General features: G+C 66.8%; 13 protein-coding genes and 1 pseudogene. 9 read left to right on the plus strand and 5 right to left on the minus strand.

Annotation, left to right across the window (positions count from 1 at the left end; translation table 11 throughout):
- Positions 1-145: 145 nt before the first annotated feature.
- Positions 146-610 carry a YybH family protein gene (locus EYF70_RS14110; RefSeq protein WP_131145978.1) on the minus strand — a complete coding sequence of 155 codons (465 nt, stop codon included), beginning with the start codon at positions 608-610 and terminating at the stop codon, positions 146-148.
- A gap of 144 nt (positions 611-754) precedes the next feature.
- Between EYF70_RS14110 and EYF70_RS14115 the strand changes: the two genes are divergently transcribed.
- The 4 genes from EYF70_RS14115 to EYF70_RS14130 all read left to right on the plus strand — a co-directional run bounded on the left by EYF70_RS14115 (position 755) and on the right by EYF70_RS14130 (position 3,213).
- Positions 755-1,216, plus strand: a complete 462-nt coding sequence (locus EYF70_RS14115; protein WP_131145979.1) for an antitoxin Xre/MbcA/ParS toxin-binding domain-containing protein — start codon at positions 755-757, stop codon at positions 1,214-1,216.
- 45 nt (positions 1,217-1,261) lie between these two features.
- Entirely contained in the window at positions 1,262-1,957 is a 696-nt protein-coding gene (locus tag EYF70_RS14120) for an RES family NAD+ phosphorylase (protein WP_131149092.1), read from the plus strand.
- Between the two features lie 25 nt (positions 1,958-1,982).
- Positions 1,983-2,300: a DUF2288 domain-containing protein gene (locus tag EYF70_RS14125; protein WP_131145980.1), complete on the plus strand. Its 318-nt coding sequence runs from the start codon at positions 1,983-1,985 to the stop codon at positions 2,298-2,300.
- A gap of 64 nt (positions 2,301-2,364) precedes the next feature.
- Positions 2,365-3,213 (plus strand): DUF817 domain-containing protein, encoded by an 849-nt coding sequence (locus EYF70_RS14130; RefSeq protein WP_371861724.1) that lies wholly within the window; start codon positions 2,365-2,367, stop codon positions 3,211-3,213.
- Between the two features lie 14 nt (positions 3,214-3,227).
- On the opposite strand, the gene EYF70_RS14135 is transcribed toward EYF70_RS14130, so the two are convergent.
- The 4 genes and pseudogenes from EYF70_RS14135 to EYF70_RS14150 form a co-directional block, all read right to left on the minus strand.
- Complete coding sequence (locus EYF70_RS14135) at positions 3,228-4,367, minus strand: acyltransferase family protein (protein WP_131145981.1); 1,140 nt, start codon at positions 4,365-4,367, stop codon at positions 3,228-3,230.
- A gap of 262 nt (positions 4,368-4,629) precedes the next feature.
- A complete protein-coding gene (locus EYF70_RS14140) occupies positions 4,630-8,745 on the minus strand; it encodes a DUF3857 domain-containing protein (RefSeq protein ID WP_131145982.1) in 4,116 nt (1,371 codons plus the stop codon).
- 128 nt (positions 8,746-8,873) lie between these two features.
- Positions 8,874-9,356 (minus strand): sel1 repeat family protein, encoded by a 483-nt coding sequence (locus EYF70_RS14145; RefSeq protein WP_131145983.1) that lies wholly within the window; start codon positions 9,354-9,356, stop codon positions 8,874-8,876.
- Positions 9,353-11,348, minus strand: a pseudogene (locus EYF70_RS14150) (bifunctional 2',3'-cyclic-nucleotide 2'-phosphodiesterase/3'-nucleotidase). Before EYF70_RS14150 ends, EYF70_RS14145 begins: the two are co-directional and overlap by 4 nt.
- A 242-nt stretch (positions 11,349-11,590) precedes the next feature.
- Here EYF70_RS14150 and EYF70_RS14155 point away from each other — a divergent pair.
- The 5 genes from EYF70_RS14155 (at position 11,591) to lysS (ending at position 15,974) form a co-directional block, all read left to right on the plus strand.
- Positions 11,591-12,082 carry a PEPxxWA-CTERM sorting domain-containing protein gene (locus EYF70_RS14155; RefSeq protein WP_131145984.1) on the plus strand — a complete coding sequence of 164 codons (492 nt, stop codon included), beginning with the start codon at positions 11,591-11,593 and terminating at the stop codon, positions 12,080-12,082.
- A gap of 150 nt (positions 12,083-12,232) precedes the next feature.
- Positions 12,233-12,517 carry a hypothetical protein gene (locus EYF70_RS14160; RefSeq protein ID WP_131145985.1) on the plus strand — a complete coding sequence of 95 codons (285 nt, stop codon included), beginning with the start codon at positions 12,233-12,235 and terminating at the stop codon, positions 12,515-12,517.
- 112 nt (positions 12,518-12,629) lie between these two features.
- A protein-coding gene (gene prfB / locus EYF70_RS14165; RefSeq protein ID WP_131145986.1) for a peptide chain release factor 2 occupies positions 12,630-13,734 on the plus strand; the annotation gives its coding sequence in 2 pieces (ribosomal slippage) (positions 12,630-12,710 and positions 12,712-13,734; 1,104 coding nt in all).
- A gap of 3 nt (positions 13,735-13,737) precedes the next feature.
- Entirely contained in the window at positions 13,738-14,430 is a 693-nt protein-coding gene (locus tag EYF70_RS14170; protein WP_131145987.1) for an HAD family hydrolase, read from the plus strand.
- A 2-nt stretch (positions 14,431-14,432) separates the two neighbouring features.
- Positions 14,433-15,974, plus strand: a complete 1,542-nt coding sequence (gene lysS, locus EYF70_RS14175; protein WP_131145988.1) for a lysine--tRNA ligase — start codon at positions 14,433-14,435, stop codon at positions 15,972-15,974.
- Positions 15,975-16,262: the final 288 nt, after the last annotated feature.

Raw genomic sequence — 16,262 nt, forward strand, 5'->3', positions numbered from 1 at the left:
TGAAGCAGGGGTTTCGCGAGGCATGCTTCGCGCCTGCGGAACGATGCTGGCATGCATGCCAGCATTCCTCCCTGACCCCAGATTTTGCACTTGGGGTGGGCTTGATCAAGCGACTTTGACGTAAAAGCCAAGCTTGCCGCCGCGCCTACTGCCGGGCCGGCCCCGCCGGGTTGCAGACCGGCTCGCCCTTGTCGAACACCACCTTCCACTGGCCGGGCGCCTCCTGGCGCCACACGGAATTGAAGCGCGCGATCAGCCGGCCTTCGGCGTCGTGCACCGGGCCGCTCGAGTAGGCGAGCAGGCCCGACTCCAGCACATCCACGCGGTCCGGGGCCCATGAGAACGGCGCTTTCTGCCCCGTGAAATACTGTTTCCAGAACCCGGCCACTTCGGCCTTGCCCCGCTGCGCCGCGGCCGGACCGTAGAACACGGCGTCGTCGGCCAGGAAGCGCTGGAAGGCGGCGAAATCGCGCCGCGCCATCGAATCGGCGAAGGCCCGCTCGGCGGCGGTGACTTGCGCCGCCAGCGCGGCATTGTCGACGGCGGGACCGCTTGCACAGCCGGACAGGGCCAATGCGGCAAGCAGGATGGTGGCGGCTGGACGTTTCATGGCACCCTTTCTGGTCAAAACTGCATGGTAGTACCGAAGGCGGGCCTTCGATAGCCCGGCGTGGCGCCAGCCGGCCCGGGCACCGGTGCGGCGCTTGCAACCAGTCCGGAAATGGAGTATAAATCCTCCACATAAGGAGGTATTATGCAATCTTCCCCTGCCCAGCCAGCCGCTTTCCCCTACGTCTACCCCAAGTCGCGTTACGAACCGGCGCCACCGGTCGACCTGAACTCGCGCGAAGCCCGCGAGCGCCTGTCCCAGTCGGCCCTGAAGGGTTTCTTCAAACTGTGCGAAGCCTGGAAGCTGCGCGAGGACGACGCCCGCGAACTGCTGGGCGGCCCCTCGAAGAGCGCCTTCTACGAATGGAAGCGCAGCCCCGACCGCCTGCTCGAGGTCGACCGCATCACCCGCATCTCCTATCTTCTCGGCATCTACAAATCCCTGCACATCATCTATGGCGACAAGCTCGCCGATGAATGGGTCAGTCTCCCCAACCGCAACATCATCTTCAAGGGCAGCAGCCCGCTGGCCTACATGCTGGCCGGCGGCATGCCGGCCATGCAGACCGTGCGCAAGCTGGTCGATGCCCGCCGGGGAGGCCTGTAATTGCCGCCGCCCATCCCGTCCACCCCGCCGAACCCGCCGACAGCCGTGCCGGTGCTGCCCGTGCCGCCCTTGCGGCAGCTGCGCCAGTTCGATACCTGCCGGCTGATTCCTTCCCGTTTCGCCGATATCGAGGACTCGGTCCTGGCGCCGCTGGCCGACAGCGATGCCGAACTGGCCGACCTGTTCGAGCTCGATAACGCCACCAACGCGCGGCTGCTGGCCGAGCATGGCGGCGCGCCCGGCATCGGCATCGATGAACTGCTGTCGCACGTGCCCAATTTCCGCATCGTCAATGCCGCGTACACGTATCCCCGCCCGGAAGGCAGCCGTTTCAACGATGGCGACCGGGGCGCGTGGTATTGCGCCTTCGAGACCGAGACGGCGCTGGCCGAAGTGATCTTCCACAAGACCGTCGAGTATGCGGAAATCGGCCGCTTCGACGACAGCGTCAGCTACCAGGCCATGGTGGCCGACTTCACCGCGGCGTTCCACGATATCCGCGGGCTGGCGGAATTCGCCCCCTGCCTGGCGCCGGACAGCTACGAGACCTCGCAACTGCTGGCCGAACGGCTGCTGGCAGCCGGTTCCACGGGCATCATCTACCCCAGCGTGCGGCGCGCCGGCGGTACAAACCTGGCCTGCTTCCGCCCGGCATTGGTGGGCAACGTTCGCAAAGGGCAGGCCTATCGGTTAACATGGCAGGGCAGCCCGGCGCCCGTCGTCGAACCCCGCTTCCAGTAAGCCAAGACCCGTAGAGAAAAGCACGATGCAACTCGATCCCCAGAAAGATACCGAACTCCGCCAGAAGGTCAACCGCGAAACCGGCCGCCTGCCGTGGAGCGAACTGATGCGCCACTTCGCCTCCGGCAACGTGGTGTGGATCGCGGATGAGATGGACCTGGTCGAGGTCGCCGTCCGCATCGCCCACGACGACAAGGCCAGCGTGGGCCAGTGGATGGCCGCCGGCCAGATCGCCAAGGTATCGGACCGGCAGGCGCAGGAATGGCTGGAGACGGATGCCTCGCTGTGGGCCTGCGTGGTCAGCCCGTTCATCCTTGTCCAGCAGCAGAAGAAACCCCATTGAGCGGCAGGGGGCATTGATGCCGGCCTCGCCCAGTACCGGACCCGCTTGATGCCGCCCACATTTGATGCCGCCCCACTCCATGCTGGCCCCGCTCGACGCCCACCTGACCGACGCCCGCCCCCGCCAGCTGCGGCCGATCCATCGCCCGCTCGTCGAACTGCTGTATTTCGGCGTCAAGGAAGCCCGCGCCTGCCTGTTCGCGGGCCTGTTCTTCCTGGCGATGTTCTGCGTGCCGCGCGCCGGCCTGGCCGGCATTCCCCGCTACGACGTGCTGCTCGCCGTCGCCCTGGCGATCCAGGCATGGATGCTGGCCACCCGCCTGGAGAGCTGGGATGAAGTGAAGGCCATCGGCCTGTTCCACGCGGTCGGTTTCGCCCTCGAGGCGTTCAAGACCAGCATCGGCGCATGGAGCTACCCGGACTTCGCCTACAGCAAGGTGCTGGGCGTGCCGCTGTTCTCCGGCTTCATGTATGCGGCCATCGGCAGCTACATCATCCAGGCCTGGCGGCTGCTCGACCTGCGCATCCGCCACCATCCGCCCTACCCGATGGCCGCCGCGATCGCGGTCCTGATCTACCTGAATTTCTATACCCACCACTACATCGGCGATTACCGCTGGTACCTGGCAGCCTGCGCGCTCGGCCTGTACGCCCGCACCACCGTGATCTTCCGGCCACTGGACCGCGACCGCAGGATGCCGCTGCTGCTGGGCTTCGTGCTGACCGGCTTCTTCATCTGGCTGGCCGAGAACCTGGGCACGCTGCTGGGCGTGTGGCGCTACCCGAACCAGCTCGGTGCCTGGTCCGCGGTCCACGTCGGCAAGTGGAGCGCCTGGTCGCTGCTGGTCATCATGACCTTCACCATCGTGGCGAACCTGAAGCACGTGAAGGCGCGGGTGCACGTGCCCGAGTGACGGGCCACGCGCCGTCAGGCCATGCCGCCGAGCGTGCCGCCGGGGGCCTGTGCCGCGGGCCGGCGCGCCGCTTCCCCCGCCGCCGGATACCAGCGGTTCCGCAGGCGCATGAACGGCAGCTCGACGGCGCGGTACAGCAGCCAGCCGCCCAGGATGCCCGCGGCCATGACCACGGCGATGGTCGACGGCGCGCCCGGATCGATGCCCCGGGCCAGCAGTTCAGGGCGCAGCGCCATGAACACGGGCTTGTGCACGAGGTACACCGCATACGACCACAGCGCCAGGCTGGCCGTGCCGGGAATGCGGACACGGTTCAGCAGCGATCCGGGCCCCAGTGCCGCGCAGGCCAGCAGCGCGAAGCTGGCGGCCACCAGCGAAAACCCGAAGGTCGACGCGGCGAAGGCGCTCGGCGCCTCGTTCAGCACCCCGTACAGCACCGCGCCAGCCCCCGCCAGTCCGGCGGCCAGCAGGGCATTCCCGTGCCGCACCAGCCGCGCGAACGCCGCCGGATGGAAATTCTTCAGCATGGCAATGGCGACACCCGGCAGCAGTTCGTCGAACCGGCAAAAGCTCGAGTAGTAGACGGGCGCGGCAAAGGCGTCCTGGCCGTCCAGGAAGGCCATGCCGCGGGCTGCCATGCCGGCCGCCATGGCGGCGCACAGCGCACCCCAAAGCAGCCACGGCGAGCGCCGGGTGCCGGCCAGCGCCAGCACCGCCAGCGGCAGCACCAGGTAGAACTGCTCCTCGATGCACAGCGACCATGAATGGGTGAAGGTTTCGCCGTACGCCAGCCCGAAGTTCTGGGTAAAGGTCAGGAACTGCCACAGCGGTGCCATGCCGGTGCCGGCGTTCGGACTGTCCGGCAGCAGCAGGTAGACCGCCAGCACGGCGTAGTAGTTCGGCAGCGTGCGCAGCAGGCGGCGTGCGAAAAAGCGCTTCAGCGACATGGGTTCGCCGCGACTGGCGGGCGCCAGCAGCTGGTTGCCGATCAGGTAGCCGCTCAACACGAAGAACAGGTCGACCCCGGCCCAGCCGATCCTGCCCACGAAGCCGAAGGTCGGCGCATGGCTGACGAAGCCGTGATAGTGGGACATCAGCACCAGCGCGATGGCCAGCGCGCGCAGCGTGTCCAGGCCGGGCAGCCGGGCAGGCATGGGATCGCGGCGCATCATGCGGGATGGCGGTCGCCGTCGTGCGGCGCCGCGGTGAAGAGCGGGAAGGTAAAGTGAACCACGGGGAAGTCCGGATGCGAAAGACCCAGGGTAAACGGCAGGCGCCCGACAGTCGACCGGCATGCGGCGAACCGTGCACGAATCGCGATGAAGCGGTGGAACGATTCAACGATTCGCGGTTCAACGGTTCGCGGTTCAACGATTCGCGGTTCAACGGTTTGCCGCGCCTGCGCTGCTAGGCGATTTACATGCCCGGCAACGGCAGCGACTTGTTCCACTTCGCGGCCACGTCCCGTGCCGCCGCCGCCTGCGCGGGCGTCAGCTGCCGTTCGAGCTCGGCCTCCCTGTCGCTGTCCAAGCCGAAGCGGACGGCGAGCGCGTGATAGGTGAAGGCCAGCACCGGGTCGCGCGGGACGCCCTTGCCCGCCGCGTACAGGCTGGAGAGGCTGAAGAATCCGTAATCGTGTTCCATGCCCGCCGCCCGGCGATACAGGGCGACCGCCTGGTCGAGATCCTGCGCCACGCCGGCGCCACGCTCGTACAGGTCGCCAAGGTTGTTGATGGCGCTGGGGTAGCCCTGGTCCGCGGCCTTGCGATACCACTCCGCGGCGCGGGCCGGATCGTGGAGCTTGAACTCATACAACATCCCCAGCACTTCAGCCGCCTTGCCGACCCCGGCTGCGGCGGCGCGCTCATAGTACGACGCGGCGCGGGAGAAATCGGCCTCACCGCCCCGGCCATCGCGGTACATGTTGCCGAGCAGGTAGCCGGCGAAGTGCACATCCGCCGCAAACGCTTCTTCCAGCAGCCGGCGCGCCTCGCGGAGCTCTTCCGGCGTACGGTCGCCGTACATGAGCAACAAGCCGATACGCAATTTGGCGACGGGGAAGCCGCTTGCCGCCGCCTTCCGGAACCAGCGCAAGGCGGCATCCCGGTCTTCCGCGACACCGTTGCCGCTCTCGTACATCATGCCCAGCTGGACTTGCGCGCCGGCGTCGCCCTGTTCCGCCAGCGGTGTCGCCAGCGCGAACGCGCGCTTCGCATCGGCCGGCATGCCCTTGCCGTACCGTAGCTGGTCGATCAGGCGTACCTGTGCCGCGGATTCACCCCGCACGGCACCCAGGCGGTTCCAGATGGCCGCCTCCTCCGGTGCCATGCCGAGAAGTACCTCGCCCAGCTGATCCTGCGCCGCGATGTTGCCCAGCGCGGCTGCCTGACGCAGGTAGTCCACGCCGCGCGCGACAGCAGGTTCCACGGTAATGCCGCGCACATAGCGATCGCCCATATTCCGCAGGCCGTGCGCATCCAGATTGTCCGCCGCTGCCTGCAGCCAGCGCAGGCCTTCGGCCGGGTCCCTGGCGACGCCCTCGCCCTCGTCATACATCAGGCCCAGCGAGTTTTGCGCGTCCGAATTGCCCTGCAGGGCGGCCAGCCGGAACAGCTCGAAGGCCCTGGCGTGGTCGCGCGCCGTCCCCCGTCCCTGGTAGTACAACAAGCCCAGCGCATTCCGGCACTCGGCATCGGCACGTGCCGCGCACAGCTGGTAATGCCGCAGCGCGTCGCGATAGCGTTCGTTCGCCTGGTGGGTTTGCCCTGCCAGGAAATCGGCATCGGTACTCGCCATGGCGGACAGCTCATTGGCGGCGAGCTGGTATTCGAAGCTGCTGCGCGGGCCGGTAGCCAGCACCTGGCGAAATGCGCGGCGCGCAGCCGCCTTGTCGGCGGCGGCAAGCCGTACGGCGCCGATGTAGTACCACGCTTCCGCCACCGCCATTTCCCGCAGCGGCCCCGTCAGCGTTTCGGCGGCGGCCAGCAACTGCGCGGCGTCCGTTTCCCCCGCCAGCAGCCGGCCAATCGGCGCCGGCCACCCCGTGTTGACCGGGGACGCCAGGTTGTTGCGCAGCGCTTCCGGCAGCGCCAGCCCGGCCCGCCGCAGCAGCGCCGCATGGCGCAACCGGCTGGATATGGTGGCGGTGCCCGCGGATTCGAGGGCGTCGGCGAACCTTGACGCGGCCGTCACCGCGGCGGCCTTGTCCCCGGCGAACAGCAGCCCCCATGCCAGATACAGGTGCAAGGGTTCATCGGGCTCACGCAGCATGTCGGCGATACCGGCCGCAGCAATTTGCGCCCCCGCGCCATCCATGAACGACAGTATCGCGCGGCAGCGCCGCGCCTCCTCGCTGTTGCCGCGGCGTGCCAGTTCGGCGCGCACGGCCGCAGCCACCTCCGCCTGTCCGTCGAAGGAATATTCGCCTGCCAGCGCCTGCGAGACCGCGGCCGCACAGAGGGTGGCATCGTCCAGCGCGTCGTTCCGCGACGGACGCTTCGTCGGCGCTTTCGAGGCGGCCGTGGCCGACAGCGCGGCGCGGTAGGCCAGGCCCTGCAGCGGCTCCGGCACCAGCGAGGCCTTGCCGATGGAGAAGGAGGTGATCTGCGCTTCGGCGAGCCGGGTTGCCTGCTCGTGCAGGGCCTGCATGCCGCCAGGCGGAACCTGGGCGCCTGTCACCCGATAATCCGCTTCGTAGCGCAGCACATTGCCACGCAACAGATAGTCATGCCGGTAGCGGAAAGACGGGCCATCGATGGCGAACGCCCCGGGAATGTCGTTGAGCCGTGCCGCCGCGGGCCACGTCACGCTCAGCGTATGCCGGCCATGCGACGGCCCCGACGGCACGAACGGATAGTTGCGGACGAGCTTGTCCGGAATGTCCAGCGTGCCGGCAATGAGCTTGTTCTCGATCGCGAGCTCATAGTGCCCGTCCACCAGCGTGACCGGCTTCGGCAGCGTCAGTTCGGCGTTCAGTTCGTACCGGTCGCCATATTCCTTCAAGGTGGGAACCGACAGCAGGGCCACCCCGGGATAGCGCTTTTCGTAGAGCTCCAGCACGTGCCTGCGCAGCGACGCCGCATTCATCGCCGCAAGGTGGCGGCGCATCGCCGCGGCGGCATCGCCACGGTACTCGCGCCGGGCGCGCAGGGTTGCCGGGCCGTCGAACCGTTCGACCACGAACGCTTCGTCGACCAGGAAGTCCACGGTATCGCGGCGCGGCGGCAGCGTGACCAGGGCCGCTGCCGCGGGTGCGGCCAGCAAGCCATGTGCATCCGGCAGCGGCACCGGCAATGCTTCCAGCGCCTCGACCTGCCCGGTGGCCGTCGGATCCACGTAATGCTCCTTGCCATCGAGCGTGAGCCGAACGATCACGTGATCGAAGGCGCCCGGCGAAGGCAGCAGCCGGGCCGGTGCCAGCGGACTGCCGGCGGAAACCAGCACCGGCATGGCGTCGATGCCCTGCAGGCGCAGCAGGCTGACCAGCAGATAGGCCTTGTCCTTGCAGTCGCCGAAGCGGCTCTTGAGGACTGCGTCCGGCGCGCGCGGGCGATGGCTGTTCTCGCCGATCGCCACGCTGAAGTAGCGTACTTCGTTCTGTACCCAGCGCAGCGCGGCGGCGGCACGCACGGCTTTCGATGGGTCCGCCGACAGCTCGCGCGCCAGCGCCGACAAGCCGGGCGATGCCGCAGGCACCGGGAACAGCGCGGCCGCCCATTCGGACACCGCACGCCAGTCCTGGAATTCGCTGAATTGCAGTGACCTGCCCGGCTGGTACTCCGGCGGCATGCCGGGCTCCCACTCCAGTTCGTCGATAGCGCGTTGCTCGAACACCAGCCTTTCATCGTCGCCGGCGTGTTCGATACGGACCGGCACCGCAGCGGTGCGGAAATCGCCGCTCTGGCGCCAGGACAAGGCACGCTTGCGCGGATGGGTGATCACCAGGCGGCGATGTTCCGCGGGAACGGTCGCATCCCAGGCAAAGCTATCGAACCAGCGCGCCCCGAACACGGGATTGTGCCCCGTGACCGTATAGCGAAGCAGCAAGGTATCGCCAACCCTGACGTCGGGCAGCAGCATCTGCAGCGTGCGCACGCCGCCGTACATGCCCTGGCCCCGCAAGTTCTCGCTGTCCAGCAAGCGCAGGTCGACCTTGCCGGCCTGGTCGAGCTGCCTGCCATCGCGCAGGATGGCCACCTGGTGCAGCTGCAGGCGCTGGTAGCTGGGCAGGTAATCGATCCCGAACTGCCCGATGGCCGGCAGCGCCTGCTGGTCGTTGACCTGGATCGCGCTGGTGATGTGGGTCGACACTTCGCGATCCAGCCTGACCTGGGTATCGGCCAGCCTGATGACCGCCGCATCCTTGCGCACCTTTTCGGAAACCGGTGGCATCGGCAGAACCCACGCCGGCACGGGGGTGAACCGGCTGAACGAGCGGTCCTGTTGCTGGGCGGGCTTGCCGGGGGCGCCGATGGCCGAAGTGCCATGGGCCAGGGTCAATGCGGCAAGCAGTATGCCGAGGAAGTGAAACATGATGTCCAACACGCGTATTGTCGAGTTGGAAATTATAATTGAAATAATTTCCTTATGGAATTTTTGATTCTCCCGAAATCCGCGTCCGCTGGACTGGCCAGGCAAGCACGCGCCGGCCAGCCGAGAACTTACCGCTCATGCTTCAGCGCATGCGCCGCTTCCTTCAGCAGCGCATTGGCGCGCTCGCCGGCTCCCTGGTCGCGCGCCATCTGCGCCAGTTGCTGCAACGCCGCGGCATGGCCCAGCGCGGCGGCGCGCTCCAGCCACGCACGGCCGGCCGCGGCATCGGCGGCGCCGCCCTCGCCCGCGATGCGCATATTGGCCAGCACGAACATCGCTTCGGGCACGCCGCCCCGCGCGGCCTGTTCCAACCAGGCAGCGGCGGCGATGCTGTCCGGCGCGGTGCCCTTGCCGTTGCGGACCATCAGCCCGGCCGACCACGCCGCGCGGGGATCGCCGGCGCGCGCGGCATCGGTAAAATCGGCCAGCGCCTGCGGCCAGCCGGCGGGCGGCCCAAGCAGCGCGGCCCGGGCAGCGGCCAGGTCGGCCGCGCCGGCTGGCAGGGCAACCACCAGCAGCAGCGCCGCCGCCATCATGCTTCGCACCCTCATCGGGCCAGGTCGATCGCGTACAGCGCGTAGCCCTTGCCGCCGCCATCGTCGGCGCGCAGTTCGCGCACGTTCGTCAGGCCGGCTTCGCGGGCCAGCGCTTCCTTGCCGGGCGCCGAATGGAAGACCACCGGGCCGCGCGTCGCCACCGGCGCGAAACGCCAGCTGCGGCTGCTGCCGTGTGTGGCGCGGGTCAGCTGCCCCTGCTTGCGGATGTACTCGATCAGCACATCGCGGTTGTTGTCCGGCGCGGCCACCACTGTGCTGCTGCCGTCCAGCCCCGGGAACGCGCCGCCGCCGCTGGCGCGGTAATTGTTGGTCGCCACCAGGAACTGCTGGCCCGGCGCCACCGGCGCACCGCGGAAGCGCAGGTTCCGGATGCGCTTGCCGGGCGGCTGCGTGATGTCGATCTCGTAGCGCAGCTCGTCGCTGGCCGGCATGTCGAAGTTATAGCCGGGGAAGCCGGTATCGACCAGTTCCTGCGGGGCCGTCCGGCGCGGGTCGATCGTGTTGAAGCGCCCCGCCGCCTTTTCCAGCCATGCCTGCAAGCCGGTGCCGCTCACCTGCACGCCGTACAGCGCGTTGGGATACAGGTACAGGTCGGCCGCGTTGTTCAGCGCGATGCCGCCGGCCGGCACGTCCGTGTAGTCGGTCACGCCGGCCGAGCCGCTCTTGAACGGCGACGACACCGACAGCACCGGCAGCTGCGCCAGCTGCGGCAGGTTGGCCTTCACATAGTCGCGCAGATAGGCGGCCTGCGCCTGGTTGACGACCTGGATCGCGCTGACGTCGCCCACGTCGGCGAAATACGTCGACATGCGGAAGTCGGTCTTGCCGACCGGCGTCTTCACATAGGCGATGGTGGCCTGGTGCTCGGCCTCGACCAGCGGCGCGATGGCCGGATCGCCGGCGACCGCGTCGCGGCCCGTGCCGATCGGCCGCGCCTCGACCGTGGTGCGTTCCCGGTCGACCACCCATGCCTTGCCGTCCCACGCCAGCGACAGCCCGATCACGCCCAGGTGCTTGCCCCACAGCCCCGCCATCACGGTGGGCACGCCATGCACCAGGCCCCTGGCCTTGTCCACGCCGGGCAGGTCGAACTGCGGCACGGTACTGGCCGCGTTCGGGAATACCTGGTGCGAGTGGCCGATCAGCATGGCATCGATGCCCGGCACGCGGGCCAGGTGCCAGCTGCCGTTTTCCATGGTCGGCGAATACGGCGCGGCATCCAGGCCGCCATGCGAGATCGCCACCACGATGTCCGCCCCTTCCTTGCGCATTGCCGGAATGTAGCGCTGCGCCGTTTCGCGCACGCCCTCGGTGACCACCTTGCCTTCCAGCCAGCGCTTGTCCCAGGTGAGGATGGTGGGCGGCGTGAAGCCGATGATGCCGACCCGCAGCGTGACGGGCACCCGCCGCCCGTCCGGCGCAGTGGCGGTGATGCGCTTGTCGATGATCGCATAGGGCTTGAACAGCGGCTGGCCCGACTTCACGCTGACCACGTTGGCCAGCACCTGCGGGAACGCCGGGCCGGCGCAGCGCTTGCCGGGCGTGACACCCTCGACATCGAACTGGCTGCCGGAAACCTGGTTCAGGTAAGCCAGGCCATAGTTGAAATCATGGTTGCCGATGCCGCTGCCGTCGTTAGCCCAGCGCGTTGAACGCTTTATAGATGGCCAGCGTGGCGGCGCAGTCGAGCGGCTGCACGACGGCCTGGTAATCCGACAGCGCGGTGCCCTGGATCGTGTCGCCGTTATCGAGCAGCACGTTGTCCGGAAATTGCGCGCGCGCCCGGGCGATCAGCGTGGCGGTGCGCTCCAGCCCGATCGACGGGTCGGGCGCCAGCTTGTAGTAATCGTAGCTGGCGACATTGCCGTGCAAGTCCGTCGTCTCGAGGATGGCCACGGTGGCGCGGCTGCCCACGGGCACGCCGGAAGGCAGCACCGTGCAGCCGGCCAGCAGGAGCGGCAGGGAAATCAGGACCAGGTTTTTCATTGCTGAAACAGGTAGGAAAACAGCCATCATACGCAAGGGATGGGCGCCCGGACAAGGGGTGTCGATGCCGGGCTGGTTGCCGGACGCACGCCTGGCCGGGGCATCGACGGCGCGACCGGTACGACGACGAACAGTTACAAAACCGATCAGCAAAACCTTTACATCATGTTACTCTGGACGCCGAACCACCCAAGGCTGCATGTCGACAATCCACCACCAGCACTACCACCCCATAGGCCATCATGACACTGAAGCATCTTCTGGGCACCACCGCGGTCGCAACGGCTTTCCTGTTCAGCGGGGCGGCAAACGCCGAGCTGTACCAGTTCAACATCACGGGTAACTATGCCGCGAGCTGGCAACTCGACAGCGACGTGGAACCCGACGTGAATATCGAAGAACTTGGCATCACTTACCGTGACGTCGCCGGCCTGTACAGCGGTGCGGTTTCCGGCTATGCGCACGTCACGTTCTTCTATCTCGGTTTCGGCGGTGGCCTCAGCCTGGAGGACAGCGTGAACGGAGAATACCTGCTGATCACGGATGGCCCGCAACTCTACACCGGCAACGGCTTTACCGCGTCGTTCGAGCCCGGCACGTACACGCTGACCGATTACCAGGGCAACAACGCGTCCCTACTGACGATCTCGGCGGTACCAGAACCGGCGACCTACGCCATGCTCCTGGCCGGCGTGGGCATCCTGGGCATCGCGCTGCGCCGCCGGCAGCACTGACGACCAATTTCGCCAGATGGCCTGGTGGTGGGCAGTGCCGTGGCGTTGTTGCAACGAAGAAATGAAGTATGCGCCAGCTCAGCAGTCTCACCCGGCAATGCCACCATAATCGGCCTCCCGTCGGCTTGCCGATCAATTCATGGAGGTTATATGTCAGACAAGACCTGGTGGCCGCGCATCGCCGCCGCGGGGGTTCCGTGCTATGCCCTCGCCGTGTACTGGCTCGACCGCTCCGACCTGTCCGGACCGCTGGTCGACGCCATCCTGATGCCCGGCATGCTGGCGCTGATCTTCAGCGCCGCGCTGCTGAAACCGTTCGGGCTGACCACTGGCGGGTGGTTCGACATGCCGACCGACATCGGCTGCCTGCTGGCGATCGCGGTGTACGCGATTGCCGTATGGGGCGTGGTGCGGCTGCTCACGCTCTGGCGCTGAGTTCCGTGCGGTGCCGTCCGGCGAGCCCCGTGCGGGCCCGCGGGCGGCGCCGCCATACCTTGCGTGAGGTATAATCCAAGGTTTGATCGCCCTCTAAAGAGACAGAAAAACCATGGAAGCAGAACGCATCAATTCCCTCGCCGCCCAGCTCGCAGACCTGACGGCCCGCGAGAACGAACTTCGGAGGTATCTTTGACTTCGATGTGAAGTCGGAGAAACTGGAACAACTGAACGCCGAACTGGAAGATCCGGCGGTCTGGAACGACCCGAAGAAAGCCCAGGACATGGGCCGCGAAAAGAAAGGCCTGGAAGCCATCGTCGACACGCTGACGAAGGCGAAAAGCGACCTGGCCGACATGGCCGAGCTGTTCGCGATGGGCAAGGAAGAAGGCGATGACGACACGCTCGAAGCGGTGATCGCCGATACCGCGGAAATCGCCAAGGTCATCGAAGGCCTGGAATTCCGCCGCATGTTCAACAACCCGATGGACCCGAACAACTGCTTCATCGACATCCAGGCCGGCGCCGGCGGTACCGAAGCGCAGGACTGGGCCTCGATGCTGCTGCGCCAGTACCTGCGCTATTGCGAACGCAAGGGCTTCAAGGTCGAGGTGATGGAACAGTCCGACGGTGAAGTCGCCGGCATCAAGACCGCCACGCTGAAGGTCGAAGGCGACTACGCCTATGGCCACCTGCGCACCGAGACCGGCGTGCACCGCCTGGTGCGCAAGTCGCCGTTCGACAGCGCCAACGGCCGCCACACGTCGTTCACCTCGCTGTTCGTGTATCCGGAAGTGGATGACTCGATCGAGATCGAGATCAATCCGGCCGACCTGCGCATCGACACGTACCGCGCATCCGGCGCCGGCGGCCAGCACATCAACAAGACCGACTCCGCGGTGCGCCTGACGCACGCGCCGTCCGGCATCGTCGTGCAGTGCCAGAACGACCGCTCGCAGCACCGCAACAAGGCCGAAGCGATGGAAATGCTGAAGGCCAAGCTGTTCGAGCAGGAACTGCGCAAGCGCATGAGCGAGCAGCAGAAGCTGGAAGACTCCAAGACCGACGTGGGCTGGGGCCACCAGATCCGCTCCTACGTGCTCGACCAGTCCCGCATCAAGGACCTGCGCACCGGCTTCGAGACGGGCAACACGAAGAACGTGCTGGACGGCGACCTGGACGACTTCATCGCCGCCTCGCTGAAGCAAGGGGTGTGACGCATGAGTCGCCAAGCGCCCCGCGCGTTCATCTTCGACATGGATGGCACGATCGTCGACAACATGGCCTTCCACACGAAATCGTGGGTGGCCTTCTTCGAGCGGCGCGGCCATGCGATCGACGCGGACGACTTCTTCCGCGCGACGGCCGGACGCCAGGGCCATGAAATCATGCGTACCTACCTGGGCGCCGGGCTGACCACCGAAGACACCGTGCTGCTCGACGCCGAGAAGGAAGAGCTGTACCGCGAGCTGTACGCGCCGCACCTGGAAACGGTGGCCGGCTTCGACCAGTTCATCGAAACCGCGCAGGAGCAGGACGTGCGCCTGGCCGTGGCCACGGCCGCGCCGCCCGCCAACATCGTGTTCACGCTCGATGGCCTGGACCTGCGCCGCCACTTCGACGCCGTGGTCGGCGCCGCCGATGTCGCACGCGGCAAGCCGAATCCCGACGTGTTCCTGCTGGCGGCCGAACGCTGCGGCGTGGCGCCGGAGCACTGCATCGTGTTCGAGGATGCCCCGCTGGGCGTGGAAGCCGCGCGCCGCGCCGGCATGCGCGCCGTGGTGCTGACCACCACGCTGCCGGCCGAGGCGTTCGCCGAGTTCGACAACGTGATCCGCATTGCGCGCGACTTCACGGAGCTGGACATCGACGCCCTGTTCGAGACCACCAACAACATTCAACAAGCACAGTAACCATGACGACCGAAAACCAAGCGGAACCCCAGGACCAGGTGCCGGGCCAGGACGATAACAAGATCATCGCCGAGCGCCGTGCCAAGCTGGCCGCCATCCGCGAACAGGGCATCGCCTTCCCGAACGACTTCCGCCCCGAGCACAAGGCCGCCGACCTGCAGGCGCAATATGCCGGCAAGTCGCGCGAAGAGCTGGAAGCCGAACCCGTGCCCGTGGTGCTGGCCGGCCGCATGATGCTCAAGCGCGAAGCGGGCAAGAAAGCCGCTTTCGCCACGCTGCAGGATTCTTCCGGCAAGGCCTGCGACGGCCGCATCCAGATCTACGTGACGCTGGATGCGACGGGCGAAGCCGCGATGGAAGCGTTCCGCAGCTACGACCTGGGCGACATCCTGGGCGTGAAGGGCACGCTGTTCAAGACCAAGACCGACGAACTGACGGTCAAGGTTTCCGAGCTGCGCCTGATCACCAAGTCGCTGCGCCCGCTGCCCGACAAGTTCCACGGCCTGGCCGACCAGGAAACCAAGTACCGCCAGCGCTACGTGGACCTCATCATGAACGAGGAAACCCGCCGCACCTTCAAGGCCCGTACCGCCGCCATCTCGTCGATCCGCCGCTTCATGCAGGACAACGAGTTCATGGAAGTGGAAACGCCGATGCTGCACGCCATCCCGGGCGGCGCGGCGGCCAAGCCGTTCGTCACGCACCACAACGCGCTGGACATGGAAATGTACCTGCGCATCGCGCCGGAGCTGTACCTGAAGCGCCTGGTCGTGGGCGGCTTCGACCGCGTCTTCGAGATCAACCGCAACTTCCGCAACGAGGGCGTGTCGATCCGCCACAACCCCGAGTTCACGATGCTGGAGTTCTACGCCGCGTACACGGACTACCAGTGGATCATGAACTTCACCGAGGCCGTGATCCGCCAGGCGGCCGTCGATGCGCATGGCTCGGCGGTGCTGACCTACGGCGGCCGCGAACTGGACCTGTCGAAACCGTTCCACCGGCTGACGATCGTCGGCGCGATCAACAAGTTCGCTCCGCACTACACGAACGAGCAGCTCGATGACGCGGAGTTCATCAAGGCCGAACTGAAGAAGTTCGGCGTGAAGCCGCATGCGCACTCCGGCCTGGGCGCGCTGCAACTGGCGCTGTTCGAGGAAACCGCCGAAGCGCAACTGTGGGAGCCGACGTTCATCATCGACTATCCGGAAGAAGTGTCGCCGCTGGCGCGCGCCTCCGACACCCGCAAGGGCATCACCGAGCGCTTCGAGCTGTTCATGGTGGGCCGCGAGATCGCCAACGGCTTCTCGGAGCTGAACGACGCGGAAGACCAGTCAGCACGCTTCCTGTCGCAGGTGGCGGCCAAGGAAGCCGGCGACGACGAGGCGATGTACTACGACGCCGACTACATCCGCGCGCTGGAATACGGCATGCCGCCGGCCGGCGGCTGCGGCATCGGCATCGACCGCCTGATCATGCTGCTGACCGACTCGCCGAACATCCGCGACGTGCTGCTGTTCCCGCACCTGCGCAAGGAAGACTGAGTCTTCCTGCTCCTCGGAACGCGCGGTTTTCACCGCGCGTTTTTCATTCCGGCGCGGCTATCAAAGCTACGGTGTCAGATACCATTTCCTGGGCGAATTCTCCAGAAAATGGTGTCTGACACTAATGCCGCTAAGTTAAGCGTTACCCGATATGTTGGAAGCGCATGCATTCACCCCAACAGCCAGATGCCTGGGTCAGACCCGCCGGGTCTGACCCCGGAATTTGCACTTGGGGTGGGCTTATCTAAGCGGCATTGGTGTCTGACACCGGTTCTCCCGCGCGCTTCC

This window comes from Pseudoduganella albidiflava, assembly GCF_004322755.1.
GTDB classification, from domain to species: Bacteria; Pseudomonadota; Gammaproteobacteria; order Burkholderiales; family Burkholderiaceae_D; genus Rugamonas; species Rugamonas albidiflava.

Bases quoted from the DNA above. Each gene is read 5' to 3' on its own strand.
- EYF70_RS14115 (WP_131145979.1), top strand. From the start codon at position 755: ATGCAATCTTCCCCTGCCCAGCCAGCCGCTTTCCCCTACGTCTACCCC.
- EYF70_RS14170 (WP_131145987.1), top strand. From the start codon at position 13,738: ATGAGTCGCCAAGCGCCCCGCGCGTTCATCTTCGACATGGATGGCACG.
- EYF70_RS14110 (WP_131145978.1), bottom strand. From the start codon at position 610: ATGAAACGTCCAGCCGCCACCATCCTGCTTGCCGCATTGGCCCTGTCC.
- EYF70_RS14135 (WP_131145981.1), bottom strand. From the start codon at position 4,367: ATGCCTGCCCGGCTGCCCGGCCTGGACACGCTGCGCGCGCTGGCCATC.
- EYF70_RS14155 (WP_131145984.1), top strand. From the start codon at position 11,591: ATGACACTGAAGCATCTTCTGGGCACCACCGCGGTCGCAACGGCTTTC.
- EYF70_RS14160 (WP_131145985.1), top strand. From the start codon at position 12,233: ATGTCAGACAAGACCTGGTGGCCGCGCATCGCCGCCGCGGGGGTTCCG.
- lysS (WP_131145988.1), top strand. From the start codon at position 14,433: ATGACGACCGAAAACCAAGCGGAACCCCAGGACCAGGTGCCGGGCCAG.
- EYF70_RS14125 (WP_131145980.1), top strand. From the start codon at position 1,983: ATGCAACTCGATCCCCAGAAAGATACCGAACTCCGCCAGAAGGTCAAC.
- EYF70_RS14145 (WP_131145983.1), bottom strand. From the start codon at position 9,356: ATGAGGGTGCGAAGCATGATGGCGGCGGCGCTGCTGCTGGTGGTTGCC.
- EYF70_RS14140 (WP_131145982.1), bottom strand. From the start codon at position 8,745: ATGTTTCACTTCCTCGGCATACTGCTTGCCGCATTGACCCTGGCCCAT.
- EYF70_RS14130 (WP_371861724.1), top strand. From the start codon at position 2,365: ATGCCGCCCCACTCCATGCTGGCCCCGCTCGACGCCCACCTGACCGAC.